Origin of the sequence: Roseateles asaccharophilus, from assembly GCF_031458115.1 — a bacterium.
GTDB lineage: Bacteria > Pseudomonadota > Gammaproteobacteria > Burkholderiales > Burkholderiaceae_C > Pelomonas > Pelomonas asaccharophilus_A.
This window is the reverse complement of sequence record NZ_JAVDXV010000006.1, coordinates 292,227-318,167: the sequence shown is the minus strand read 5'-3', so window position 1 is coordinate 318,167 and position 25,941 is coordinate 292,227. Positions and strand designations below refer to the sequence as shown.

Genomic DNA, 25,941 nt, shown 5'->3' with positions numbered 1-25,941 from the left:
AATCGTTCTGCGAGGATGAACTTTCCATTCTGCGAGCAGCGCGCCGACCCGGGTGTCCTCAGCGCGACGCGGCGGCCAAGAGTTTGTCGCGGCTCAGCACGACCAGGCGCGTGGGCTCCACGCGCACGGCGCCCTCACGCTCGAAGGCCTTCAGCTCCTGGTTCACGCGCTGGCGCGACGCGCCCAGCAGCTGCGCCAGGTCTTCCTGGGCCAGTTGCAGGCCGATGCGGATCTCGTCGCCCTCCTGCACGCCGTAGGAGCGCGCCAGCAGCAGCACCTGCTTGGCCAGCCGGGCGGCCAGCGGGCGGGTGTTGAGATCCTCGATCATGTCGAACATCAGCCGCAGCCGGCGGCAGTTCAGGCGCAGCAGCGCGTCGTACAGCTCGCTGTGCGCGGCCAGCAGCGCGCGGAAGTCGGCCTTGCGCACGCACAGCAGCGTGGTCTCGCCGTGGGCGTAGGCGTCGTGCGTGCGCGGCAGGCCGTCGAACAGCGCGATGTCGCCGAACCAGGTGCCGGGCTCCACGTAGGTCAGCGAGATCTGCTTGCCGGCCAGCGACACGGAGCTGACGCGCACGGCGCCCTTGGCGACGGCCGACCATTCCTCCGCCGGCTCGCCACGGTGCGACAGCATGGTCTCGTCGGCCAGGCGGCGTACGAAGGCGCGTTGCAGGATGTCGTTGCGCAGGGGCTCGGAGAGCTTGGAGAACCAGGGGCCCTGGTCGATTTGCTGGCGTTCTTCGGGGGTGAGGCTGAGTGCGTTCATGCTGTGGAACATTGTGCCGGCCGCAGGGGCTGCCGGCGAAATGCCCATGCTAGAGTGAACCAAGCAGTTTTCGTCTCATCGTTCAACCGCATCCCAAGCCGCCAGCAGCCAATGCCCCTCAAGGCCCCGCGCCCGACATTGCTGACTGCCATGACGCCCGCCCTGGCCTTGCTGCTGGGGCTGGTGCCGCAGGGCGCCGAGGCGCTGGGCCTGGGTCGGCCGCAGGTCCACTCCGCGCTGGGCCGCCCGCTGGATGTCAGCGTCCCGCTGAGCCTCGCCGACGGCGAGCAACTCACCGAAGCCTGTACCCGCGCCGAGGTGTCCGCCGGCGATGCACGGGTGCCGGCCGGGCTGTTGCAGATCCGCATCGAGGGCGAGCTCGGGCAGCAGCGCATACATCTGCAGAGCTTGGTGCGCATCGAGGAACCGGCCTTGCGCATCACGCTGGCGCTGGGTTGCCCGCTGCGGCTGACGCGCGAGTTCAATGCCTTCGTCGATCCCCCGGCCGGAGCGGCCCAGGTGCCCGCTCCGGTGCCCGCACCCGTCCTGGTGGCCGCGCCGGCCGTCGTTGCACCGGCGCCGCCAGTGACCGTGGCGCAGGCCGATGCACCGCCGCCACGGCCCGCGGCCAAGCCCCGCGCCCGCCCCAAGCCGCGACCCAGCGGTCCGCGGCTGGTGCTGGAGCGGCCCGAGGTGCTGGTGCAGGCACCGACCGTGCAAGCCGCGGCCAGCGCGCCGGCCATGGAGATGACGCCGGAGCTGGAGGCGCAGATCACGCAGCTGGAGCAGACCGTGGCCCAGTTGCGCGCGGACCTGGAGGCGCGCTTCCAGGCCGAAGCCGCGGCCGCTGCGGCTTCGGCGCCGCCGGTTGTCGTGGCTTCCGCGCCGGCACCCGCAGCGCCTGTGCCCGTGCGTGCGTCGTATCAGCGCGATCCGCTGACCTGGGCGTTGACGCTGGGTCTGGGCCTGCTGGCCGGCGTGGGCGCCTACCAGTTGAGCCGTTGGCGCGACGAGCGCCGCAGCCGTGAGCTGGCCTATTGGCGCGCGATGCAGGCAGCCGAGGGCGGCGGAGCGGGCCGCGCGGCTGCGAAGGCCGTGCCGCCGCCGGGCATGGCGCCGCAGGTGCTGGCCGATGCGGCCTCGCTGCCCGACGAAGGACAGCACACGGTGACGCGGCCACAGCCGCGGCCGATGTCCTGGGCGCCGCCACCCATCCTGACGCGGCCCGAACCGCCGCCTGTCGCGCCGCCGGTGCACGCCGTCGCCACCGACTCCATGCTGGCCACGCAGCCCATGCCGGTGCAGGCCCTGGCGCCCGCGTTGTCCCAAGAGCTGACCATCGCCGACGAACTGCTGGACCTGCGCCAGCAGGCGGATTTCCTGCAGTTGCTGGGTCAGCACGATGCTGCTGCCGACCTGCTGTCTGTGCGCCTGAGCAGCGGCCTGGCCAGCGCCATGCCGCTGCTGATGTTGATGGAGATGTGCCAGCAGCGTGGCGAGCCCGAGGCCTTCACGCAACTGGCTCGCCAGTTCGAACAGCAGACCGGCGCGATCGCGCCGCAATGGGCGCAGAGCCTGGCACGCGGCCGCGGCCTGGACAGCTGTGCCAGCGTCGTCGCCCACCTGCAGGTGGTGTGGAGCGAGCCGCCGGCGGCCATGCAGATGCTGCAGGACCTGCTCGCGCGTGGCGGCGGCCCCGGCGTGCAGCAGTTCGAGCTGCCGGCTTATGGTGACCTGCTGCTGCTCTACAGCGTGGCGCGCGATCTGTTCGAGGCCGGCCAGCGCAGCGAGGGTGTGGACTTCATGCTGCCGTTGGACTCGCAGTTTGACGCAACCTGAAGCCCCTCGTCCAGACGAGGCCGCGCTGAACGCGGGCACGTCTGGCCGGTCCCCGACGGGACGGCGATGCATGCGGCGTTGAGCCGCACGCACATCGCCAGACGGGCCAGCTTGGGGCGGCCCGGCGCTCGGCCCGCGGGCTACAAGCCGAAGTCGTCGGCCTCGCCGTTCATGGCCTTCTCGATGAGCTTGCGCGGCAGGCGCTCGGACAGCAGTTCGGCGAAGCTGTATACGTAGTTGCGCAGGTAGGCGCCCCGCTTGAAGGCCACGCGTGTGACGTTGCTGCCCAGCAGGTTGCCCAGCGGGCGGGCGACCAAATCGCTGCCCGGCGGCTCCTCGCGCATGGCCATCTCGGCCACGATGCCCACGCCCATGCCCAGGCGTACGTAGGTTTTGATGACGTCGGAGTCGATGGCCTCCAGCACGATGTTGGGCGTCAGGTGGCGCGACGCGAAGGCCTTGTCGATGCGCGTGCGGCCCGTGAAGCTGGGGTGGTAGGACACCAGCGGCTCGGTGGCGAGCTGCTCCAGGTGGATGCGCTCGCTGGCCGCCAGCGGGTGGTCGCGCGGCACCACCATCACGTGCTGCCATTCGTAGCAGGGCAGGGTGACCAGCTCGGGGTACTGTGCCAGCGACTCGGTGGCCAGGCCCAGATCGGCGGTTTCGTCGATGAGCATGCGGGCGACCTGGTCGGGGCTGCCCTGGTGCAGGCTGATGCGCAGGTTGGGCAGCTGCTTGCGCAGCAGGGCCACCGGCGTGGGCAGCACGTAGCGCGCCTGCGTGTGGGTGGTGGCGATGGAGAAGGTGCCGCTGTCCTGGCGCGAGTACTCCTCGCCGATGCGCTTCAGGTTGCCCACCTCGCGCATGATGATCTCGATGCAGGCCAGCACCTGCTGGCCGGGCTCGGTGATGCTGCGCAGCCGCTTGCCGTGGCGCGAGAAGATGTCGATGCCCAGCTCCTCCTCCAGCTCCAGGATGGCCTTGGACACGCCCGGCTGCGACGTGAACAGCGCCTTGGCCGTCTCGGTCAGGTTGAGGTTGCGGCGGGCGGCTTCCTGGACGAAGCGGAATTGATGGAGGTTCATTCAAGAACGGCCAAGCAGGCCTGGCTGATCGCTTGGAGCACGGCGTCTTGCTCGCCCAGCGGTGCGTGCAGCAGCCATTCGATGGTGTCGCCATGCTGCTGACGTAGGCGATCCAGCAGCAGCGGCACGTCGCGCCGCACATGGCCGCCGGTGCCCAGGAACAGCGGCAGCACGTGCACCCGGGTGCAGCCGGCGTCGGCCAGCTGGCGGGCGGCGGCCTCGATGTCGGGCGCCATGAACTCGAGATAGGCCATGACGAGCGGCGTGCCGGGCCGCGCGGCGCGCAGGCGCTCGGTGACGATCTCGAACGGCCGCGCCCAGGCGGGGTCGCGCGCACCGTGGGCGAAGAGCAGCAGGCCGTCCATCAGCGATACCTGACCAGCCAGGTGAAGGCAGCCATCGACAAGCCCATGTAGATCAGGCTGGGCGTGGCTGCCACGGCCCAGGGCGTCCAGTTCTTCAGCAGGCCGAGGTGGCCGGCGACGTTGTTCAGCAGCACGAAGCTGATGCCCAGCATGATGCCGCCGAACACCTTGATGCTGATGCCGCCGGAGCGGCCGTGCAGGTAGGCGAAGGGCAGGGCCAGCGCCACCATGACGAAGCAGGCGAACGGGTAGAAGGCCTTGCGCCAGAACTGGATGTTGTGCGCCTGTGCCGATTGTTCCTGCGCGGACAGGTGCTCGGTGTAGCGGTACAGCTCTAGCGTCGACATGGACATGGCCGGCAGCACCGCTGCCGCAATGACGCCGGCATGCAGCGAGCTTTGCCAGTCCAGCTTGTCGATCTGCTGCTCGCTGATGACCACGTCGCCCACGCCGCCGCTGGCGGCGCCGGGGCTCCAGACGGTGCGCTTGAGCTGCTGCAGATGCCACACGCCCTGGCCGTCGACATCCGCCCTGTCGGCCTGTGTGCGCGACATCAGCCGGCCCTGCGCATCGAACTCGTAGATGTGCACGTCTTCCAGCTCGCCACCGGTGCCGACGCGGCCGACCTTGACCGAGTAGCTGCGGTCTTCGCCGTCGACCTTGAGATGGTCCTTCAGCCACGCGCCGCGCTTGCCCGCTCCAGGGTCGCGGCCGAAGCTCGCGCTCAGCGAGTCGCGCTCCTTCTCGAAGCGCGGGGCCACGTAGTCGCCGATGACGAAGGTCAGCACCGCGAACACGGTGGCCAGCCCGGCCAGCAGGCCGAGGGCGCGCGCCGGCCCCAGGCCCCCGGTGCGCAGGATGGTGAACTCGCTGCTCTGCGCCAGCCGGGCCAGCGCCAGGATGGAGCCGATCAGCACGGCGATGGGGAACAGCTCGTAGAAGTGGCCCGGCAGCTCCATCAGCGCCAGCAGCGCCGCCTTGCCCGAGCCGGCGCCGATGCGGTTCATGCGCTCCAGTTCATCGACGAAGTCGAAGAAGAAGAACAGTGCCAGGAAGGCCGCGGCCACCAGCAGCACGGAGCCGACGATGTCCTTGTAGAGCAGGCTGCGGACCGTCCTCATGCAGCGGCTCCCGACGCCCGGCGACGCAGGCAGAAGCGGTTGCCGTTGTCGCGCAGCCAGATGACGGCCAGCGACAGCAGCAGCGCGCTGCCATGCAGCGTGACCAGCGCCCGGGGCAGGGCGACGCGGCCATTGCCGACCCAGGACTGCGACAGGTTGATCAGGTTGAAATAGACGATGAAGGCCAGCAGCGCGAACAGCAGGTTCCAGTTGTTCGCGCGGCGCGGGTTGGAGGCCGACAGGCCGATGCCCAGGATGGCCATGTTGATGCCGCCCAGGATCATGCCGAAGCGCCAGGCCAGCTCCCCGTGGTTCTTGGGCGTGGGCGTGCGCAGCAGGTCCAGCGTGGGCAGCGCCTTGGGCGGCAACTGGTTGGCGCTGGACAACACCTGCGTGTCGGTCATCACCTTGTACTGCTCGAAGCGCGCCAGGCTCTTCTCGCCGCTGCTGCTGTCGGTCTCGTTGCGTTGGCCGTGGTCCAGCACCAGGAAGCGGTCATCGCCTTCCATCTGCAGCCGGCCGCGCGACGCGGTCGTCACCGACTCGCGCTCATGCTCGCTGCCCAGGATGAAGACGTTGCGGCCCGTGGCGGGGTCGTCGCCGTCGCGCTCGATGAAGAACACGCGGCTGCCGTCGCGCGAGCTCTGGAACTGGCCCGGCGTGACGCGCGACAGGTCGCTGCGCTTCTGGTAGCGGTCCTTCAGCTCGGCGCTGTTCTGGTTGCTCCAGGGCCAGACCACCAGTTGCAGCACGACGATGGCCAGCAGCACCGGCCAGGCCGTGCGCAGCACCGGGCGCACGAAGCGCGACAGCGGGATGCCGCTGGCGAACCAGATCGTCATCTCCGACTCGCGGTACAGGCGGCCCAGCGTAATGACGACGGCCACGAACAGCGACAGCGTCAGCATGGGTGCGAGGTAGGCGATGGTTGCGTAGCCCATCAGCAGCACCACGTCCTGCGGCGAGACATTGCCGCCGGCGGCCTGCCCCAGCGTGCGGATCAACGTGGAGGTGAGCACGATGGTCAGGATGACCACCAGCGTGACGCCGAAGCTCTTGGCCAACTCGGATCGCGTGGATGAATCGAATAACATCAAACGCACTTCTATCTACTTTCAGTCATTATGGACTTCAAGGTTCAAGCCACCGAGGTGAACGCACTCGCTACCGTGGGTGCCGACGCTCTCATCGTGGTGCTTGGCGGCGACTCGCTGCCTCAGGGGCTGGATGCTGCCGTCGCCAAACATGCGCAGGCCGCGATCAAGCTGGGTGACTTCGCGATCAAGGCCGGCCAGGCCGTCACGCTGACGCAGGCCGAAGACATCAAGGCGGCGCGACTGGTGCTGGTCGCCAGCGGCAAGACGACGCTGGCCGCCGCACGTGCGGCACTGGGCGCCGGACTGGCGCAGATCAAGTCGCGCGGCGTGGCGAGCGCTGCGGTGGCGTTCGTGGGCTTCGATGCCGGCCTGGCCGAGGCGCTGGCCGAGCAGACGGCCGTGGCCGCGACCGATGCGGTCTACGTGTACCGCCACACCAAACCCAGTGCGCCGGCCGCTTCCAAGCTGGCCAAGCTGGCGCTGCTGACGACCAAGGCCGACCTGAAGGCCGCCAAGGCGGGTCTGGTGCGAGGCGAGGCCATCGCAGCTGGCATCGAGCTGGCGCGCGAATGCGCCAACCGCCCGGCCAACTACGCGACGCCCACCTATCTGGGCCAGGTCGTGCAGCAGATCGGCAAGACCCATGGCCTGAAGGTCGAGGTCATGGACAAGAAGGCCGTCGAGAAGCTGGGCATGGGTAGCTTCCTGTCGGTGGCCCAGGGTTCCGACGAGCCGCTGCGCTTCATCGTGGCCCGTTACGACGGTGCGGCCAAGACGGTGGCGCCGGTGGTGCTGGTCGGCAAGGGCATCACGTTCGACACCGGCGGCATCTCGCTGAAGCCGGGCGCCGAGATGGACGAGATGAAGTTCGACATGGGCGGCGCGGCCAGCGTCATCGGCGCGCTGCGCGCGGTGGCCGAGCTCAAGCCCAAGCTGAACCTCGTCATGATCGTCGCCGCCTGCGAAAACATGCCCAGCGGCCGTGCGGTCAAGCCGGGCGACGTGGTCACCTCCATGTCGGGCCAGACCATCGAGATCCTGAACACCGACGCGGAAGGCCGCCTGATCCTGTGCGACGCGCTGACCTACGCCGAACGCTTCAAGCCGGCCGTGGTGGTGGACGTGGCCACGCTGACCGGCGCCTGCGTCATCGCGCTCGGCGGCGTGCGCAGCGGCATGTATGCCAGCGACGACGAGCTGGCCGCGGCGTTGACGGCTGCGGGCGACGCCGCGCTGGACCCGTGCTGGCGCATGCCGCTGGACGACGAGTACGCCGAGGGCCTGAAGAGCAACTTCGCCGACGTGCCCAACATCGCCGGCCGCGCGGGCGGCTCCATCACGGCGGCCAAGTTCCTGCAGCGTTTCGCCACGAAGTACCGCTGGGGACACCTGGACATCGCCGGCACCGCCTGGAAGGGCGGCGCCGCCAAGGGCGCGACCGGCCGGCCCGTGGGCCTGCTGACGCACTTCGTGCTGAGCCACGCGAAGTAACTCGGTGCCTCAGCAGGTCAGCTTCTACAGCGAGGCGGCTGAGCCGCTGCGTTTCGCCTGCCGGCTGGTGCGCCGCGCGCTGGCGTCCGGCAAGCCGCTGGGCATCTGCGTGCCGCCCGGACAGGCGGCAGCGCTGGACGCTTTGCTGTGGGGCTTTGACGCCAGCGAGTTCATCCCGCATCGGCGCTGGGACGGCGTCGCGCCGCCGTTGCCGGGCGAGGTCTTGCTGGTGCAGGACGCGGCGCAGCTGCCCCACCGGGGGCTGCTGTTGAACCTGGGCGAAGCGCTGCCGGCGGCTGCCTTCGAGTTCGAGCGTGTGCTGGAGGTGGTGGGGCAGTCGCCCGATGAGGTGCAGGCCGGCCGGGTTCGCTACCGTGCCTACAAGCAGTCAGGTGCCTCGCTGGACCATTTCACCGCCAGCGGTTGACAGTGTTTCGTCCACGCTTTCCCGAATGAGCCCGCCCCCCGGAATTGGGGTATGTTCACCCGGTTGAAAACATCAACGGTTTTTTGTCTTTCCTCTCTTCCAAACCGGAGTTCATCCATGCAAGTCAAGTTGAATGTGGTAGTGGGTGCAGTGGCTGCTCTGCTCTGTGGCACGGCGATGTCGCAGGAGGTCGTCAAGATCGGCCACGTCGGCCCGACCAGCGGCCAGATTGCCCACCTGGGCAAGGACAATGAGATGGGCGCGCGCATGGCCATCGAAGAGCTGAACGCCAAGGGCGTCACCATCGGCGGCAAGAAGGTCAAGCTGGAACTGCTGGCCGAAGACGATGCCGGCGACCCGAAGCAAGGCACGGCCGCCGCGCAGAAGCTGGTCGACGCCAAGGTCAATGGCGTGGTGGGTCACCTGAACTCGGGCACCTCCATCCCCGCCTCCAAGGTCTACAGCGACGCGGGCATCCCGCAGATCTCGCCGTCGGCCACCAACCCCAAGTTCACGCGCAACGGCTACAAGACCACCTTCCGCGTCGTTGCTGACGACGTGCATCTGGGCGGCACGCTGGGCCGCTACGCCGCCAAGGACCTGAAGGGTCAGTCCATCGCCGTCATCGATGACCGCACGGCCTACGGCCAGGGCGTTGCCGACGAGTTCGAAAAGGGCGTCAAGGGCGCTGGCGGCAAGGTCATCGGCCGCGAGTTCACGAACGACAAGGCCACGGACTTCACCGCCATCCTGACCTCCCTGAAGGGCAAGAAGCCCGACGTCGTGTTCTTCGGCGGCATGGACGCCGTGGCCGGCCCGATGCTGCGCCAGATGAAGCAACTGGGCATCAACGCCAAGTTCCTGGGTGGCGACGGCATCTGCACGGGCGAACTGCCCAAGCTGGCTGCCGGCACCATGGCCGACGGCCAGGTGGTGTGCGCCGAGGCGGGTGGCGTTGAGGGTCAGGCCAAGAAGGGCATGGATGACTTCCGCGCCAAGTTCAAGACCAAGTTCAACACCGAGGTGCAGATCTATGCACCGTACGTGTACGACGCGGTCAACGTTCTGGTCGCCGCCATGGTCAAGGCCGGTTCGTCCGATCCGGCCAAGTACCTGCCGGTGCTGGCCAAGACGACCGACTACAAGGGCGTGACCGGCAGCATCACGTTCGACGAGAAGGGTGACATCAAGAACGGCGCCCTGACGCTGTACACCTACAAGTCGGACGCGAAGAAGGAACAGAAGAAGGAGCAGATCTCCGTCGTGCGCTGATCCTTCGCACCTGAAAGCAAACGCCCACCGGCTGGTGGGCGTTTTTCTTTTGGCGCATTCAAATCAGGTAAATGGTTAGTAGTTAGACGATGAAAGTGCCCGCGTTGCGACAAACCGGGCGTGATCTATTCAACGCCTACCCGACTGTGTTTGCGGAATGGAATGCCGAAAGGAATATTTGCCGTTCGGGAAAATTTGCCATGTCCGGCACGGTGGTTGTGTGTTGAAAACAGCCTTCGTCGAAATTCAAAGGAACGGCCGTGCCGTTTCGCACGCTTTGCCTGCGGCGGTCCGGTGTCGTCATGGTGCTGTCGCCGGCTTTCGGGTCTACTGCCGCCCGTTGTGAATACGACCATCGCGACCGCTGCGGCGTCGCTGTCGTGAGAGGCAGATTCAAGGGGCACGCACCCTCTAAACGGGGGGCTTTCAACGCCTGGGGCCGGAGGCATGATGCCGGCGCGATCCAGGGCGGGTGACCGGTGTTCGTCGCGGCGTCAAGCCCGGAACGCCCCGAATCTGTAACCGTCTCCGACAGTTGCTCCGCTCGAAGGGCAGACGGTTGACAGGTGATGCAAAAGGCGGCTTTGGCTGCGGGATGAATGGAATATCGATATTGATTCGAATTTCGTTGATCGAAATGCAGATGCAAAGGGTGCCACGCAAGAGTGATCGGGGATGCGAATGATTCGAATATTCAACCACTACCTGCACCGCCAGACGCTGCTGCAGGTCTTCTTCGACCTGGGGCTGATCGTGTTCGCGGTCATCGCCGTCGTGCTGAGCCAGGGCGAGTCCGCCCAGACTGTCCTCCCGTTCGCGGCTTCCCACGGTCTGTCGTTGGCAGGCTGCATGTTCGTGATCAATTCGGCCACGGGCTTCTATCAGCATGTGCACAACCGTTCGATCACGGAATCCTGTGCCCGGGCGCTGTTCGGCCTGCTCTTCGGTCTGCCGCTGGCCTATGCCATCTTCAGCCTGGTGCCTTCAGACACCAGCCGTGACCTGTTGACCCTGGTGGCGATGGCCGCCGTGGCCGCCGTCATGATCCACCGCGTCTACGCGGCCCATTCGGGAACGCAGGCCCGCCTGCGCAGCCGCATCCTGATCTTCGGTACCGGCCCCGCGGCGCGTGCCGTCGGCAACACCTTGCGCGCTTCCGATCCGCATGCGCAGATCGTGGGCTATTACGCTGGCCCGAACGAAGAGCAGCACGAAGTGCCGCGCACCGAAATCATCAATGACGGCGCCAACCTGACCGAGGCGGCGCTGAAGCACAACGTCGACGAGATTGTCGTCGCGCTGAGCGAGCGCCGGGGCGGCAGCATGCCGCTGCGCCAGTTGCTGGACTGCAAGCTGTCCGGCGTGCGCGTGGTCGATATCGCCACGCATTTCGAGAAGACGCTGGCCCAGATCAACATTAAGCACGTGAACGCCGGTTGGCTGGTGTTCGGCGATGGCTTTAGCCAGGGCATGTTCCGCGCGGCCATCAAGCGGGTCTGCGACGTGATCTTCGCGACGCTGATCCTGGCCGTGTCCTGGCCGGTGATGCTGATCACCGCCATCGTCATCCGCGCCGAGTCGCGCGGCCCGGTGCTGTATCGCCAGGAGCGCGTGGGCCTGAATGGCGTGCCGTTCAAGGTCATCAAGTTCCGCAGCATGCGCACGGACGCCGAGAAGGATGGCAAGCCGCGCTGGGCCACCAAGAACGATGACCGCGTCACCCGTGTGGGTCGATTCATCCGCAAGGTCCGCATTGATGAACTGCCGCAGCTGTTCAATGTGCTGGTGGGCGAGATGAGCATGGTGGGTCCGCGCCCCGAGCGTCAGTTCTTCGTCGACGAGCTGATCAGCAAGATTCCCTACTACGCAGTCCGTCACAGCGTGAAGCCTGGCGTGACCGGCTGGGCGCAGGTCCGCTACGAGTACGGTTCGACGATCGAGGACTCGGTCGAGAAGCTGCAGTACGACCTGTACTACGTCAAGAACCATTCGCTGTTCCTTGATCTGCTGATCATGCTGGAGACGGTGGCCGTGGTGCTGACCGGCAAGGGCGCACGCTGATCGCGCCGGCGTTCGGCGTCGATCCCGTGGCCGATCGGGGCGTGGTTGAATCCCGCATGCCCCAGACAGACTTGGACTCCACCACCGGGACGGTTGCCGAAGTCTTGACGGCCTTCGGCTCCATGAGCGGCGTCAGCAGCCTGATCTGCTGCGCGGCGTACGGGGTGTTCAGCCTTTATTTCGCGCAGCGACTGCTGCGCGGCCGCCTGCCGGTGACAGCCGTGGCGCTCGTCTTTCTGGCGGCATTGGCCGCCAGTTCGATCTGGGCTGGTGTGGCCGTGGTGGACATGCAGCGGCATTGGTCCGATCGCCTGCCCGTGTGGCTGGTGCCGACGCTGGACCTGCTGCGCTACGGTCTGTGGTTCAGCTTCCTGTTGATGCTGATGCCATCCGGCCACCGTGGCGCGGGGCTGAGGTGGGCGCGGCCCTTTGCCGCCGCTGCGGTGCTGTTGCAGATGGCATTGATCGTGGCCGCCGAATCACGGCCGCCCGGCGAGTTCGCGCGTCCACAAGCGCTGGCGGCGCTGGTGCTGGCGGTGCTTGGACTGGTGCTGGTGGAGCAGATGCTGCGCAACGCCAGCGCTGATGCGCGCTGGAATGCCAAGCCGGTGGCGCTGGGGCTGGGGGCCATCTTCGTCTTCGATCTGTTCATCGGCTCGCAGGCGGCCTTGTTCCAGCGCTTCGATGGCGATGCGGTCAGTGTGCGTGCGCTGGTGCATGCTGCTGCGGTGCCGCTGCTCTACGTCGCGTCGCGTCGGCATGGCGACTGGTTGGGCAAGCTGCATGTCTCGCGGTCGGCGGTCTTCCATTCGGCGGCCTTGCTGCTGGTGGGGGGCTATCTGCTGATGGTTGCGGCCGTGGGCTACTACGTTCGCTACACAGGCGGACACTGGGCGCGTGCGTTGTCGGTGGCGCTGGTCTTCGTGGCGCTGGTCGGTCTGGCGCTGCTGGTGGCGTCGGGGGCGATGCGGGCGCGCCTGCGCGTCTACATCAGCAAGAATTTCTTCAGCTACCGCTACGACTACCGCGAGGAGTGGCTGCGCTTCACGCAGTTGCTCGCCAGCAGTGTGGAGCCGCAATACACCGGCGAGACAGTGGTGCGCGCGTTGGCCAATCTCGTCGAGAGCCCCAGCGGCATGCTGTGGATGCAGCGTTCGACCGATTCGGATTTCCTGCAGGTGGCGCGCTGGAACCTGCCGCAACAGGCGGGTGTGGAGGCCCGCCAGGGGGCCCTGGGGCGCTTCTGGCAGGAGCGAGCATGGATCATCGATGTGGATGAATGGCGTGCGAATCGCGAGGCCTATCCTGGGCTGGAGCTGCCTGGCTGGCTGGTGGACGAGCCGCGCTGCTGGCTGGTGGTGCCATTGTTGGTGCGTGAGTCCCTGATCGGCTTTGCGGTGCTGGGGCGCCCGCGTGCCGAGGTGGAGCTCAACTGGGAGGTGCGTGATCTGCTGCGCACCGCTGCCAGCCAGGCTTCGGGCTACCTGGCCCAGGCGCAGGCCACCGAGGCGCTGCTCGAGGCGCGCAAGTTCGACGCTTTCAACCGCATGTCGGCGTTCGTCGTCCATGACTTGAAGAACATCGTCACGCAGTTGTCGTTGATGATGAAGAACGCCAAACGCCTGCGCGACAACCCGGAGTTCCAGCAGGACATGCTGGACACGGTCGAGAATTCACTGGAGAAGATGCGTCAGCTGATGCTGCAGCTGCGCGAAGGCGACAAGCCGCATGGCGTCACCAGCGGCGTCGACCTGGAGCAGATTGCCAAGCGACTCGCCGCGGCAGCATCCAGCAAGGGCAGGGTGCTGGAGTTGGACCTGCAACCCGGGGTCAGCACGCGCGGGCATCCGGAGCGTGTCGAGCGCGTGCTGGGCCATGTGGTGCAGAACGCCTTCGATGCCACGCCGCTCACTGGCCGGGTTTGCCTGACACTGGATTCGGAAGGTAGCCAGGCCCGCGTTCGCGTGGACGACAACGGCTGCGGCATGAGCGAGGAATTCATTCAGAATCGCCTCTTCAAGCCCTTCCAGACCACCAAGGCCAGTGGCATGGGCATAGGCGCTCACGAGAGTCATCAATACGTGCAGGAACTGGGAGGCAAGATCAGCGTGCAGAGTGAACTGAACCAGGGCACCACGGTGACCCTGCTGCTGCCCTTGTTCCACGCCCAGGCAGAGGCGCCGTTGGCCGCGCTCGAGGTCCGATGAGTACCCCTCGCCACGCGCCGCTGCTGATCGTCGAGGACGACCTTGCGCTGCAAAAGCAGCTCAAGTGGTCGCTGGATCGCTTCGAGTCGGCAACGGCCGACGACGTCGCCAGTGCGGTGCTGCAGTTCCGTCGACACAACCCGGCGGTCGTCACGATGGACCTGGGCCTGCCACCGGACCGTGACTCGGTCTCCGAGGGCTTCAAGTGTCTGGAGAAGCTTTTGGAGCTGGATCCTTCGGTCAAGGTCATCGTGCTGACAGGTCAGAACGACCAGGAGAACGCGTTGCGCGCCATCCGCATGGGCGCCTACGACTTCCTGGCCAAGCCGGTCGATCCCGATGTGCTGAGTCTCACCGTCGAGCGCGCCTACCGCCTGTACGAATTGCAGCAGGAGAACCGCCGCTTGCAGATGCAGCAGGGCAGTGACGTGTTCTCGGGGCTCGTGACCCGCGACCCGGGCATGCAGCGGGTCTGTCGCATGATCGAGAAGGTGGCGCGCAGCGATGCGACCGTGCTGCTGCTCGGTGAGAGCGGCACCGGCAAGGAGGTGCTCGCGCAAGGCCTGCACGATGCGTCCAAGCGCAAGGGGCGTTTTGTCGCGATCAATTGCGCCGCCATCCCGGAGACGCTGCTGGAAAGCGAACTCTTTGGCTACGAGAAGGGCGCGTTCACCGGTGCCAACAAGGCCACCATCGGCAAGATCGAGACGGCGAACGGCGGCACGCTGATGCTGGACGAGATCGGCGACCTGCCGATGCCGTTGCAGGCCAAGCTGCTGCGCTTCCTGCAGGAGCGCGTCATCGAACGCGTGGGTGGGCGCCAGGAAATCCCGATCGATGTGCGCGTGGTCGGTGCGACGCACCAGGATCTGCGTGCCCGCATCACCGATGGACGCTTCCGCGAAGACCTCTACTACCGCCTGGCCGAGATCGTCGTGGACATCCCGCCGTTGCGCGACCGTGTTGGCGATCCGGTGCTGCTTTCTCACGCGTTTGCACGACGTTTCGCGACCGAGATGCGGCGTCCGGTGCCCAGCCTGTCCGACGATGCCGTGCGGGCCCTGGAGACACACCGCTGGCCCGGCAATGTCCGCGAACTGCAGAACATGCTCAAGCGCGCCGTCATCATGGCCGAGGAAGACCGGATCACCGCACTGGACCTGGGGCTACGTGCCGCGCCCCTGCCTGAGGAGGCCGAAGTCATACTAGACCTGCGCACTGTGCGTGAGAACGCGGAGCGGCAGGCCGTCATCACGGCGCTGGCGCGCACCGATGGCAATATCGTTCGCGCCGCCGAGCTGCTCGGCATCAGCCGTCCGACCCTCTACGATCTGATGAATCGATTGCACATTCAATGAGCAACTCCCTCAAGACTCCATGGCAGCGCAAGGGCGCGCTGCTGGCCGCCATTGCTCTGAGTACGCTGGCCGCGTGCTCGTCGCACGATGCAACGGAGTTGATCGCCAGCGGGCGCAACCATCTTGAGAAGAAGGATTACCGGGCCGCGGTGATCGAGTTCAAGAATGCCCTGCAGAGGGATCCGGCATCGGACGAGGCGCGATTCCTGCTGGGCGTTGCGCTGATGGACAGCGGTGACAGCTCCGGGGCCTTGGTGGAGTTCAACAAGCTGAACACATCAGGGTTCGACCCCGACCGCCTTCAGCCGCGTTTGGCTGAAGTGATGCTGGTGCATGGCGAACTGGACAAGGTGATCGCGGAGTTCGCCGGCAAGAAGCTCGGCACGCCGAAGGCGCAAGCCGCTCTTGCCGCTACGTTGGCAAGTGCCTATGGCATTCGAGGCAAGTTCGACCTCGCGCTGGCGAGCGCGGAAGCGTCCCTGAAGGACGATCCTGAAGGCCTCAATGGGCGGCTCGTGATGGCGCAAATCAAGACGCTGCGCGACGACCCGGCCGGGGCCATGGCCGACGTTGAAAATGCAGAGCGAACGCATCCGAAGTCTGCTCGCCCGAAGATCTTCAAGGCTGAGCTGATGGGGATGATGCAGGGGCGGTTCGATGCCTCCGCCATCGCGCAGACCTATCGCGAAGGCTTGGCGCTGGACCCAAAGAGCATCCAGGCCCACGCCGGGCTGATTCACCTCGCGTTGACACAGAAGGACGAGGCGGCGGCCAAGGCGCAGCTGGATCAGTTGCGCAAGGTCTATCCCAGCGGCGCGCCGACACAGTACTTCATTGCATTGCTGGCGCTGGAGCGGCGAGAGCTGCCGGCTGCCGTCGAGGCGATCCAGCTGATGCTGAAGTTTGCGCCGGACAACGTCGCGGGGCTGCAGTTGGCTGGGCGCATCGCCTTCGAGGCCGGCAACTACGCTCAGGCTGCGGCGCATCTGGGCAAAGCCCTGCCACGCACGACGCAGACCACCCAGGTGCGACTGTTGCTGGCCCGTTCGCTGCTGAGGGCAGGGGACAACAAGATGGCCCTGAGTACCTTGCAGCCGCTCATCAATGAACGCAGCGGTGTGCCGGCCGAGGCGTTCACGCTGGCGGCGGACGCGCAAGTCCGCCTGGGCGAACCCGAGGTGGCCAAGCAGCTGTACCAGCGCGCTCTCACCGTCAACCCGCAGAACGAGCGCGCCCGCAGCGCGCTGGCCGTTGTCGACATCTCGGAAGGGCGCATCGACCAGGGCGTCCGTGTGCTCAAGGAAGTTGGGCGCACCTCCAACGACCTGCAGGCTGACATCCTGGTGGCCAGCACCTACATCGAGAGCCGTCAGTTTGAACGCGCGCGCGCGGCGATCGACGATCTTGAGAAGAAGCGACCCGACAGCGCCGCCGGCCCTTACCTGCGTGGAGAGCTGGCGCTTGCGCAGGGCGATGTGAGCGAAGCAACGCGCCAGTACGAAGCGGCCAGCAAGAAGGACAGCAAGGACTTCTCCGCCGTTGCCGCGCTGGCGGCGCTGGATCAGCGAGCCGGCAAGCCCGAGGCCGCCGTGGCCCGGTACAAGTCCTATCTCGAGAAGAACCCGCGGTCGTTGAATGCCGACCTGGCGGTGATTTCGCTGGCCAAGGCTCAGGGCCAACCGCCGTCCAAGATCGCTGCCGATCTGGAGACCCTGGTCAAGAAGTACCCGGACAGCGAGTTCCCGCGCGTGGCCTTGGTCCGGGCATTGTTGGAAGGCGGTGATGTCAAGCGTGCCCAGGTGGTAGGCAAGGAGGTCCAGACCGCGTTCCCTGCCAGCCCGGCAGCGCTGGATGCGGCTGGTTTGGTGGAGTTGGTCGCAGGCAACCACAACCAGGCCCGCCAGACCTTCTCGCAGCTGGCCGCCTTGCAACCGAAGGATGCTGGACCGTTGCTCCGGCTCTCGCAGGTGCACTTGGCCAACAAGGACGCGACCGGAGCTTTGGCACAACTGACCAAGGCGTTGACGCTGCAGCCCGGCAACGTGGAAGTGCACTTCCAGATGGTGTCGTTGCTTGCCAAGATGGGGCGCTACGACCGTGCGTTGGCTCAGGCGCGCACGGCGCAGACGGCAGTGCCGGCCAGCCCGGCGGGCTGGATGTTGGAGGGTGACCTCCTCAACGGCAAGCGTGACTTCGTCGGCGCTGTGGCGGCCTACCGCAAAGGGCTGGCGAAGGCCCGTGTGGGCGCCAGCGCGGTGAAGCTCCATCGCGCGCTGGAGGATGCGGCGCGACTCAAGGAAGCGCAGCAGTTCGAGAAGGAATGGCGGACCGAGCGTCCGCAGGACCCCGTCTTCAACTACTACCTTGGCGACCGCTATCTTGCGTTGGGCGAGCTCGATACGTCGGCAGAGCTATATCGCACCGTGTTGAAGGTCGTGCCCAAGGATCCGGCCAGCTTGAACAATCTCGCCTGGATCTTGTCCCAGCAGGGCAAGCCCGAAGCCTTGGAGACCGCTGAACGGGCGCTGTCCGCCGCGCCCAAGTCGGCGCCGGCGTTTGATACGCTCGCGGAAATCCACTCGCGCGCGGGACGTCTGGACAAGGCAGTCGCCGCGCAGCGGCAGGCGGCTGATCTTGCGCCCAACCAACCCATGATGCGCCTGCGCCTCGCGCAGTACCTGCTGAAAGACAAGCAATTGCCTGCCGCACGCAAGGAGCTTGAAGTGCTGGCGGGGTTGGGTGCAAAGTTCCCCAAGCAGGATGAAGTCAAGCGGTTGATGGGTCAGCTCTGAGCGCTCGTCATCCACCCCTGACCCACACTTCCGAGTTGGCCGCATGTTGATCAAGCAAGCCACCTTCCGCAAAGCCTGGCACCGCGGGCTGCGGGCGGTTTTGGCTCGGCTGCCGCGGGAGACTCGTTTCGCGCTGTACCGGCGCATGATCGACTGTGATCCGGCCCCTGATGCTCGCCTTGAACTGAAGGTTGCCAACACCCGCGAGGAGCTGGAAGCTTGCTTCCGCATCCTGCACGATGCCTACGTCGCCGCGGGCTTCATGAAGCCTGCGGCCTCTGGCATGCGCGTGACGCCCTACCACGCGTTGCCGACCACGACGACCCTTTGCGCCAAGTACGATGGCCGCGTCGTCGGCACGATCTCGATGATCCGCGAAGGAGTGTTCGGGTTCCCGATGCAGGCCGCTTTCGACCTCAGCCCTGTGCGAGCTGAGGAAGGGCAGATCGCGGAGATCTCGGCATTGGCCGTGCACCCGGACTTCCGCAAGACGGGCGGAGCCATCCTGTTCCCGTTGATGAAGTTCATGTACGAGTACTGCACGCAGTATTTCGACACGCGCCACCTCGTCATCGCGGTCAATCCGGACCGCATCGAGATGTACGAGTCGCTGCTGTTCTTCGAGCGTCTGCAAGAGAACACGGTGGACCACTACGACTTCGCCAATGGCGCGCCTGCAGTGGGGGCAACGCTCGATCTCGTGCGTGCGCGGGAGGTGTTTCGCAAGGCCTATTCGAGCAAGGCTCAGCGCAAAAACCTCTACCGCTATTTCGTCGAGCTTCGCCTGCCCCACATCAAGCTACCGCGTCGCCGCTACCACCTCACCAACGATCCGGTCCTGACGCCGGAGATGCTGGACTACTTCTTCAATCGCCAGACTGCCGTGTTCGAGGAGCTCGACGACCGGCGCCGTGTTTTGTTGTGGTCCATCTACGACCAACCAGAGTTCCGCCCGGTGCTGCCGATGCTGCGGGAGGACTACGTCTCCTTTGCAGCCATGCGGCGCCATCAGCGCTTCTCGATGCGTTGCCCGGCGGAGGTCAGATTGGTCTCGGGTGACCGAGAGCACACCGTGGTGATGACGATCATTGAACTGTCCCTGACTGGTTTTCAGGCGCGCTCCAAGCTGCCGCTGGAAATCGGTGCCAAGGGGGACGCGCTGGTTGAACTGGGTGTGGACGAGCGATCCCGCCTGCGCGTTGAGGTGGTGCGCGAGCATCAAGCTGACGGCGCAAGCTTCTATGGCTTCCGAGTCAGCGATGAGGACGATGCTTGGCGTCGCTGCGTCGCGGCACTTGAGACCCGACACGTCGGGGACGACCTTTGATCCGTCGCACCCTGGGATTGCTGACCCTGCTCTTGGTCGTCGGCCCGGCTGCGAATGCGGCTGAGACTGCGGCAGCGCTGATTGCCCGGGTCAAGCCCTCGGTCGTGCTGGTCGGCAGCTATGGGCTGCTCGACAGCCCGCGTTTCGGATTCAGCGGCACGGGTTTCGTTGTTTCAGACGGAAGGCATGTGATCACCGCTGCGCACGTGCTGCCGCCGTTGCCACCTGGCCGCGTTGATCGGCGCGTGGCGATCCAGCATTGGACGGCTGAATCGGGATGGGTCATGCGAGGTGCCAGCGTCAAGCGAACCGATGGACCCCGCGACCTGGCCTTGTTGACCATCGACGGCCCTGCGCTGCCCGCAGTCAAGCTGGCTGCGAAAGATGTCTCGGAAGGCAGCGACATCGTGCTGATCGGCTTCCCCCTCGGCGGTGCGCTCGGGTTCTCTCACGTCAGTCATCGCGGCATGGTGGCGGCGCTGACGGCCATCGCACCGCAGGCCATGAATGCCCAAACCCTTCAGCCGCGCGCGTTGCAGCAGCTTCGCCGCGGCAGCTTCGAGGTCCTGCAACTCGATGCGACGGCCTATCCCGGCAACAGCGGGGGACCGGTTTTCGATCTGGCCAGCGGTGAAGTCGTCGGTGTGGTCAGCATGGTTCTGGTGAAGGGGACTCGTGAGGCTGCTCTTTCCGCCCCCAGCGGCATCAGCTACGCCATCAAGGCGAGCGATGCGGTTGCGCTCCTGGCCGCCGAGGCCACCGAATGACGGTGTCGGAATTCCTTACAGTCGCGATACGCTCATTCGAAACGTCGGCGATTTCGAAAAAAATCTCTTTTCATATCAATGACTTGCGATATTTTTCCGAACCTGGCACGGTGCCTGCTTAGATTGTTGCGACTGGCAGGCAGCCGCAGGCCAATTCAATACCTCGCAAGGAGTGCTTCATGAAAACCAAGCTTCTCGCTATCGCTCTCGGTCTGGCAGCCTGCGTGGCTCAAGCAGCCCCGAGCTTCAGCTTCAGCAACGTTCCCGCTGGTTGGGACGGCGCCTTCAGTATCAAGCTGACCGGCTTCGAGAATTTCTCGAACGGCCTGAACAACGGCAGCCAAAACTATGGCGTTCTGAAGGTCACGTCCATCCAGACCATCGGTTTTGGTGAAGTCACGATCTGGGCTGACGGCCAGAACGGCGCTGAGATCACCGGCGCATTCAGCGGCATCACTGTCGCCAACTTTGACGCCGCAGGCCCTGGCGGCTTCCTGTATGCCACGGGCGGATCTGTTGATCTGTTCATCAACCCGGTGGGTTCCCTGGTTGCGGCCGGTGGTTTCTCGCAGGGCCTTGGCGGTTATGCAGCTGCCGGCGGCGGTTGCGCGCTCAACCAGAACTGCTATCACGGCGTGTCTGACGTCGGCGCTGGTGGTTTGCTGCTGTCTGCCGACTATGTTCCTGGTGCCGACGTCACTGACGACCCCTTGGTGAATACCGTCGTTGGCCTGCTGTCTGCTGCCAATCCGCTGCGCGGCTCTGCTCAAGGCTATCTGGCTGTGACCGGTGGCTCCGCTGCCGACATTTTCGACACCAACGGCTTCATTGGTGGTACCGCTGACCTGAACGCCAACAACACGTTCTGCACGGTTGGCACCCCTGCTTGCGCCACGTTCGCGCAAGCTGGCGGCACCCCGGCTTCGGGTGGCTGGCAACTGAAGATCGACGATCCGGTCGTCGGCTCCGTCAAGCTGCCTGAGCCGGCTTCCCTGGCTCTGGTCGGTGGCGCCCTGCTGGGCCTGGGTCTGATCCGTCGTCGCAAGTCGGCCTGATCTCGATCCCACTGATGTGGAAAGCGACCTCTTCGAGGTCGCTTTTTTCATTGGCAAGTCTTTTTGAGTCGACGCCGGCGCCCTACGATTCTTTGACATGAATACGCATTCCTCCCTGGAGGCCATCACGGCGCCAAGTGAACGTGTGCAGCGAGCTCTGCTTCAGGTGGGGGTGACGCTGGTGGTGCTCGCTTGGGTGCCCGGTACTTTGACGAAGACGCTGGTGTTGCTGGGTTTGTGGGGCCTGTTGTTCTGGCCGCTGAGTCGGGCCGAATGGTTGATGTCAGCGGCCGTCTGCGTGTTCTTCACGGGTATGAACGCTTCAGCCCTGAAGCAGGGAATTTTTCAGTTCCGCGAGCCAGATCTGCTGGGGATGCCGGTGTGGGAGCTCTTCATGTGGGGCTTTTACCTGCTGCATGTGTACCGCTTCTGGGGCGGCGTTGCTCCGGCTGGCAGGCGACAGACCGTGACTGCGTGGATCTTGGGGTTGGTGTTCGCGGCGGCCTTTGCGGTGATCACCGACCAAACGCAACTCTTTGTGGTCACCGTCGTTGTTTTGCTGGCGGCGTTCGCTTTCTTTCACGACCGGTTGGACCTTGCCTACGCCGGGCACATGGTGCTGCTAGGCGCCTGTGTCGAGTACGTCGGCGTGCATTCGGGCCAATGGTCTTACCCTCTCGACATTCCGGGCGGTGTGCCGCCCTGGTTTGTGACCATGTGGGGCGGTATCGGGTTGTTCTTCCGCCGCCTTGTGCTGCCGTTGATGTGGCGCGGCTGAAATCCTAAAAGGAGCTCGGTGGGGCTGTAGGGTCCTGCCGCTCATGGATATGGGGCGCGTAGCGGCCCGGCGCCAGCAGGTCGAGAGGATCGATGGCGTGGCGGAGCCTGGCGACCAGTTGGGCACTGGAAGACTGGCGGGCCAGATGAGCTGCCTGGCTTTGGATGTGGAGTCGGTACGGGTAGAAGCCCAGTGTGCGCCCCTCCTCGATCAAGTGCTCAAGGCTGGCGCTCGCTGCATCGGAATTGGCCTGCACACTTTTGTCGAACAGCAGCGGAACGGTGCTGTCGAAGAGGCGGTCGCCCTGACTGGTCAGCGTGATCAGGGGCTCGAGCCCCCTGGGTGGCAGTTCCCGATGCACGAAATCAACGAAGCGCCGGACGTCGGCGGGCCGCATGGGAATGAGCGGCGCGTACCAGAGAAGGCCGCAACCATCGCGCGCCGGGTCGCGGTTTTGATCAGGTTGCGGAAGGCGGCCTCGCCAGTAGGTCAGCGGCAGCGCCGTTTCGTTGGGGCGACCTTGAACCAGCTGCAATGAGGCCTTCAGGGTCGCCGCTGTTTTACCCAGTTTCTTGCCCATCGGGCCAGGGATCCGATCGGCGATGCCTGCCAGCCACGCTGCTTGCGTGGGCGACAAGAACAGCAGCCGGCTCGCAACACCCTTCAAGGCGAGCTTTATCTCTTTCTGGGCTGCCTGGACCATGCGTTTTCGGCCATACAAAGTGGCGAATCCTGTCCAGGGTGCGATTTGGTAGGTTCGGCCCAGTTGTTTGACTTGCGCGGCGGTCATCAAGCCGTTGGCGTCCAACTCCTCCGCAGGAGGGTAGGGGGCCGTCATGGCGAGTACGCGATGCTGGTTCATCAGGTTGACGCCACCCAGAACGCCGGGCAGTTGAGTCAGCAGTTGTTGAACCCGATGCACGGCCTCCTCGAGCAGGTTGTCGTCTGCAAGATTGAACAAGCATACTTTGACGCACTCGGGGCGTGGTGCCAGTGCAATGCTGGCGCGAGTAATGATTCCAAACCCGCTTTGCGAGAAGAGTCCGTTGACGTAGGGGCCAATTCCCCATTTGAATAGGCGGGCCAATTCGGCGCTGCCGGCCTCGCGCAGAGCGCTTTGGTAAATACTCCCGTCGGCGAGTACGGCCTCAAGGTCTGTCAATGCGCCAAAATGGTCAGCGTGAGGCGTGATGCCAAACCCGCGTTCCAGGGCGTTGGCCAAGAGGCTGCAATTTGGGCCGGCGCCGGTAACCGGCACCATATGGTTATGGCCATGCTGGTCCAGGTAGTCGGCCAGCATGCCCTGGGTGACGCCTGGCTCCAGGGTCACTACTCCGAGTTCCGGATCAAAATCCAGAATGGCGCGCAAGTCACCCAGGTCGATAAGTGCTACGCCGGAGATTGCAGGAAGCGTGGTGCCGTAACCCCAGTTGTGGCCGGTGCTGATCGGATGGACTGTGATGCCGTGCTGCTGCGCTATGCGCATCACGTCCGGCAATTGGTCGGCGCTGGCAATGCGCAGTACCAGCGGCACATCGGCGTCGTTGGCGAGGGTGTCATGCCGATAGCGAGACGGGATGGCGTCGCCTTGCAGCACGCGATCTGCTCCGAGCAGGAGGCGCCATTGATCAGCAGCAATCTGGTGATTCGGTGACATAACTGTCGTTCTCCAACTCCGTCGGGCGCATGGCGCTGGTTGTATGGGTCAACATTGTCATTGAGTCGAGGGGGGCGGGGCGTGGCGCCAAGCATGCCTGTGGCATCATGCTCGACTCAGTTGAGCAGCGCTGGTGTGTAGCGGCGTATGGTCGAAGTCGTCGTCAGAACGGAAAGAGCACTATGGAGTCGCTTGTGAAATCCCTAACCTGGTCCACCGCTCATGCTTCGATGCGCCGCGGCCTGCTTCTGCTGGGGGCGACACTGCTGTTGACCGGCTGCGCTTCGCTGTCTTCCCGTGATGTCCCGCCGGCCCCGGCCACCGCTGGGGTCAGCGATTACAGCTATGTCATCGGTGCGGGTGACAGCCTGAACATCATGGTGTGGCGCAACCCCGAGTTGTCGATGTCGGTGCCGGTGCGGCCTGACGGCAAGATCGCTGCGCCGCTGGTCGATGAGATTCTGGTGCAGGGCATGACTTCCGTGCAGGTGGCGCGCGAGGTTGAAAAGCAGTTGAGCAAGTATGTTCGTGATCCCGTGGTGACGGTGATCGTGACGTCGTTTGTTGGCCCGTACAGCGAACAGATTCGTGTGGTTGGCGAGGCGGCCAGGCCCCAGTTCCTGCCTTTCAAGCAAAAGATGACGTTGCTCGACGTGATGATTGCCGTGGGTGGATTGACCGATTTTGCCGCAGGTAATGATGCAACAATTTTGCGGACCGGTGATGGCAATAAGCAATATTCGGTTCGGTTGAAGGATTTGATCAAGCGTGGCGATGTTTCTGCAAATGTGGAAATGCGGCCGGGTGATATTTTGATCATTCCACAAAGCCTGTTCTGAAGCTGGTTTTGTATTTGAACGCTTTCGCCGATCGACTTAACCGAGACTGTTTTCAATGGAATTGCTGATTGGTCAGCTGTTGATCATCGTCCGGCGGATGTGGAAATACCGCTGGCTCGGATTGGTCATGGCGTGGGTGACGGGGCTTATTGGCGCTGTCGTCGTGTTTGTCCTGCCTGACCGCTACGAGGCTAACGCCCGCATCTATGTCGACACGCAGTCCATCCTGAAGCCGCTGATGGCTGGACTTGCTGTGCAGCCCAACGTTGAGCAGCAGGTGACGATGCTGAGCCGCACGCTGATCAGCCGACCCAATGTCGAGAAGCTGGTGCGCATGGCCGATCTCGACTTGAAGAACCAGTCCAAGGCTCAGCAGGAAGCCACGATTGAAACGGTGACCAGCAATCTGTCCATCCAGAGCAGCGGTCGCGACAACCTCTACATCCTCGGCTATCGGGACAGCGACCCCGAGACCGCCAAGCGCGTCGTGCAGTCGCTGGTGTCCATCTTCGTCGAGTCCAGCCTTGGGGCGACCCGCAAGGACACGTCGACGGCGACGACGTTCATCAACGAGCAGATCAAGGCCTATGAAACCAAGCTGGAAGAGGCTGAAACACGGCTGAAGGAATTCCGGCTGAAGAACATTGCCAACATCGCTGGGGACGGCAAGGATTCAGCGGCCGCGATGTCGGAGCTGAGCGGACAACTGGAGCGCGCCCGGCTCGAGTACCGGGAAGCGGTGAACGCTCGTGATGCGGCGAAGGCGCAACTTGAGGCGGAGAAGGCCCGTGGAGGGGCGCAGACCACCATGCAAAGCCTGATGCAGGAGTCTGCGGTCAGCGTCAGTACCCCCGAGCTCGATGCCCGTCTTGCCGACCTGCGTCGCAATCTCGATGCATTGCTGCAGCGTTACACGGACCAGCATCCCGACATCATCACGACGCGCAAGCTGATCAAGGATCTTGAGGAGCAGCGCAAGCGTGAAATGGCGGAACTGCGCAAGGCGGCCATGAGCGTGCCATCGGCAGGCCCCGCCGGCGGAACGCCGGCCATGCAGGAGATGGTGCGCCTGCTTGCGATGACTGAAGTGCAGGTTGCATCGCTGCGAGCCCGGGTCGATGAGTACTCTTCACGCTACGCGCAGGCGGTTGCGGCGTTGAAGACGGCGCCGCAGATCGAGGCCGAAGCCGCTCAATTGAATCGCGACTATGCGATCCAGAAGAGGAATTACGAGGACCTGGTGCAGCGTCGCGAGCAGGCGTCTCTGTCGGGCGAACTGGATGTGGCATCCGGCGTTGCAGACTTCCGCGTCATCGACCCACCGCGCGCGAACCCCAAGCCGGTGGCGCCCAACCGCCTGCTGCTGCTCGCTGGCGCCATGGTGGCCGCGTTGGGGCTGGGCCTGTTCACGACTTTTGCCGCCACGCAACTGCGCCCGGTCTTCCACGATGCAGACGATCTGCGTACGCGGGTCGAACTACCCATCCTGGGCGTCGTTACGCGCCTGGTGACCGATGCGGATAGGGCTCGCTTCCGCATCGATCTCATCCGCTTCTCGGCTGGCGCCGGTGGCTTGTTGGTGATGTTTGCCGTCGCGCTGACGGTGTTGGCGGTACAACTGAGCCGGCAGGTGGTTTGAC

General features: G+C 65.0%; 20 protein-coding genes. 14 read left to right on the top strand and 6 right to left on the bottom strand.

Annotated features, from left to right (window positions below; all coding sequences use genetic code 11):
* Nucleotides 1-58: 58 nt before the first annotated feature.
* Nucleotides 59-763, bottom strand: coding sequence for a Crp/Fnr family transcriptional regulator (locus J2X21_RS16730; RefSeq protein WP_310330492.1), 705 nt, complete (start codon nt 761-763; stop codon nt 59-61).
* A gap of 150 nt (nt 764-913) precedes the next feature.
* Here J2X21_RS16730 and J2X21_RS16725 point away from each other — a divergent pair, with 150 nt between their 5' ends.
* Entirely contained in the window at nt 914-2,602 is a 1,689-nt protein-coding gene (locus tag J2X21_RS16725; protein ID WP_310330490.1) for a type IV pilus assembly protein FimV, read from the top strand.
* A 140-nt stretch (nt 2,603-2,742) separates the two neighbouring features.
* Here the strand turns inward: J2X21_RS16725 and J2X21_RS16720 are convergent, their stop codons facing one another.
* The 4 genes from J2X21_RS16720 to lptF are packed head-to-tail and all read right to left on the bottom strand — an operon-like array spanning nt 2,743 to nt 6,267.
* Nucleotides 2,743-3,687: a CysB family HTH-type transcriptional regulator gene (locus tag J2X21_RS16720; RefSeq protein ID WP_310330487.1), complete on the bottom strand. Its 945-nt coding sequence runs from the start codon at nt 3,685-3,687 to the stop codon at nt 2,743-2,745.
* Nucleotides 3,684-4,052 (bottom strand): sirohydrochlorin chelatase, encoded by a 369-nt coding sequence (locus tag J2X21_RS16715; protein ID WP_310330486.1) that lies wholly within the window; start codon nt 4,050-4,052, stop codon nt 3,684-3,686. The genes J2X21_RS16720 and J2X21_RS16715 overlap by 4 nt, the downstream gene beginning before the upstream one ends.
* Nucleotides 4,052-5,173: an LPS export ABC transporter permease LptG gene (lptG, locus tag J2X21_RS16710; RefSeq protein WP_310330485.1), complete on the bottom strand. Its 1,122-nt coding sequence runs from the start codon at nt 5,171-5,173 to the stop codon at nt 4,052-4,054. The genes J2X21_RS16715 and lptG overlap by 1 nt, the downstream gene beginning before the upstream one ends.
* The gene (gene lptF, locus J2X21_RS16705) at nt 5,170-6,267 is read right to left on the bottom strand and encodes an LPS export ABC transporter permease LptF (protein ID WP_310330484.1); all 1,098 of its coding nucleotides are present in this window, start codon (nt 6,265-6,267) and stop codon (nt 5,170-5,172) included. The genes lptG and lptF overlap by 4 nt, the downstream gene beginning before the upstream one ends.
* A 30-nt stretch (nt 6,268-6,297) precedes the next feature.
* On the opposite strand from lptF, the gene J2X21_RS16700 reads away from it, so the two are divergent.
* From J2X21_RS16700 to J2X21_RS16650, 11 genes are all read left to right on the top strand, one after another.
* Nucleotides 6,298-7,761, top strand: coding sequence for a leucyl aminopeptidase (locus J2X21_RS16700; RefSeq protein ID WP_310330483.1), 1,464 nt, complete (start codon nt 6,298-6,300; stop codon nt 7,759-7,761).
* Nucleotides 7,762-7,765: 4 nt separating this feature from the next.
* Nucleotides 7,766-8,188, top strand: a complete 423-nt coding sequence (locus tag J2X21_RS16695; RefSeq protein WP_310330482.1) for a DNA polymerase III subunit chi — start codon at nt 7,766-7,768, stop codon at nt 8,186-8,188.
* Between the two features lie 117 nt (nt 8,189-8,305).
* Entirely contained in the window at nt 8,306-9,460 is a 1,155-nt protein-coding gene (locus J2X21_RS16690; protein WP_310330481.1) for a branched-chain amino acid ABC transporter substrate-binding protein, read from the top strand.
* 681 nt (nt 9,461-10,141) lie between these two features.
* Nucleotides 10,142-11,521, top strand: coding sequence for a TIGR03013 family XrtA/PEP-CTERM system glycosyltransferase (locus J2X21_RS16685; RefSeq protein ID WP_310330480.1), 1,380 nt, complete (start codon nt 10,142-10,144; stop codon nt 11,519-11,521).
* 56 nt (nt 11,522-11,577) lie between these two features.
* Nucleotides 11,578-13,728: an XrtA/PEP-CTERM system histidine kinase PrsK gene (gene prsK, locus J2X21_RS16680; protein WP_310330479.1), complete on the top strand. Its 2,151-nt coding sequence runs from the start codon at nt 11,578-11,580 to the stop codon at nt 13,726-13,728.
* Nucleotides 13,725-15,086: a PEP-CTERM-box response regulator transcription factor gene (prsR, locus tag J2X21_RS16675; protein ID WP_310330478.1), complete on the top strand. Its 1,362-nt coding sequence runs from the start codon at nt 13,725-13,727 to the stop codon at nt 15,084-15,086. The genes prsK and prsR overlap by 4 nt, the downstream gene beginning before the upstream one ends.
* A complete protein-coding gene (gene prsT / locus J2X21_RS16670) occupies nt 15,083-17,878 on the top strand; it encodes an XrtA/PEP-CTERM system TPR-repeat protein PrsT (protein WP_310330477.1) in 2,796 nt (931 codons plus the stop codon). Before prsR ends, prsT begins: the two co-directional genes overlap by 4 nt.
* Nucleotides 17,879-17,921: 43 nt before the next feature.
* Nucleotides 17,922-19,205 (top strand): GNAT family N-acetyltransferase, encoded by a 1,284-nt coding sequence (locus J2X21_RS16665; protein ID WP_310330476.1) that lies wholly within the window; start codon nt 17,922-17,924, stop codon nt 19,203-19,205.
* The gene (locus J2X21_RS16660; protein ID WP_310330474.1) at nt 19,202-19,972 is read left to right on the top strand and encodes a S1 family peptidase; all 771 of its coding nucleotides are present in this window, start codon (nt 19,202-19,204) and stop codon (nt 19,970-19,972) included. The genes J2X21_RS16665 and J2X21_RS16660 overlap by 4 nt, the downstream gene beginning before the upstream one ends.
* Before the next feature lie 179 nt (nt 19,973-20,151).
* Nucleotides 20,152-21,027 carry a PEP-CTERM sorting domain-containing protein gene (locus J2X21_RS16655; RefSeq protein WP_310330473.1) on the top strand — a complete coding sequence of 292 codons (876 nt, stop codon included), beginning with the start codon at nt 20,152-20,154 and terminating at the stop codon, nt 21,025-21,027.
* A 97-nt stretch (nt 21,028-21,124) separates the two neighbouring features.
* On the top strand, nt 21,125-21,805 hold the full coding sequence (locus J2X21_RS16650; RefSeq protein ID WP_310330471.1) for a hypothetical protein: 681 nt from the start codon (nt 21,125-21,127) through the stop codon (nt 21,803-21,805).
* Nucleotides 21,806-21,809: 4 nt separating this feature from the next.
* On the opposite strand, the gene J2X21_RS16645 is transcribed toward J2X21_RS16650, so the two are convergent.
* A complete protein-coding gene (locus J2X21_RS16645) occupies nt 21,810-23,462 on the bottom strand; it encodes an FAD-binding oxidoreductase (protein WP_310330469.1) in 1,653 nt (550 codons plus the stop codon).
* Between the two features lie 230 nt (nt 23,463-23,692).
* Here J2X21_RS16645 and J2X21_RS16640 point away from each other — a divergent pair, with 230 nt between their 5' ends.
* Nucleotides 23,693-24,301 carry an XrtA/PEP-CTERM system exopolysaccharide export protein gene (locus J2X21_RS16640; RefSeq protein ID WP_310330632.1) on the top strand — a complete coding sequence of 203 codons (609 nt, stop codon included), beginning with the start codon at nt 23,693-23,695 and terminating at the stop codon, nt 24,299-24,301.
* A 55-nt stretch (nt 24,302-24,356) separates the two neighbouring features.
* Nucleotides 24,357-25,940 carry an XrtA system polysaccharide chain length determinant gene (locus J2X21_RS16635; protein ID WP_310330467.1) on the top strand — a complete coding sequence of 528 codons (1,584 nt, stop codon included), beginning with the start codon at nt 24,357-24,359 and terminating at the stop codon, nt 25,938-25,940.
* The last annotated feature ends 1 nt before the right edge of the window (nt 25,941 follow it).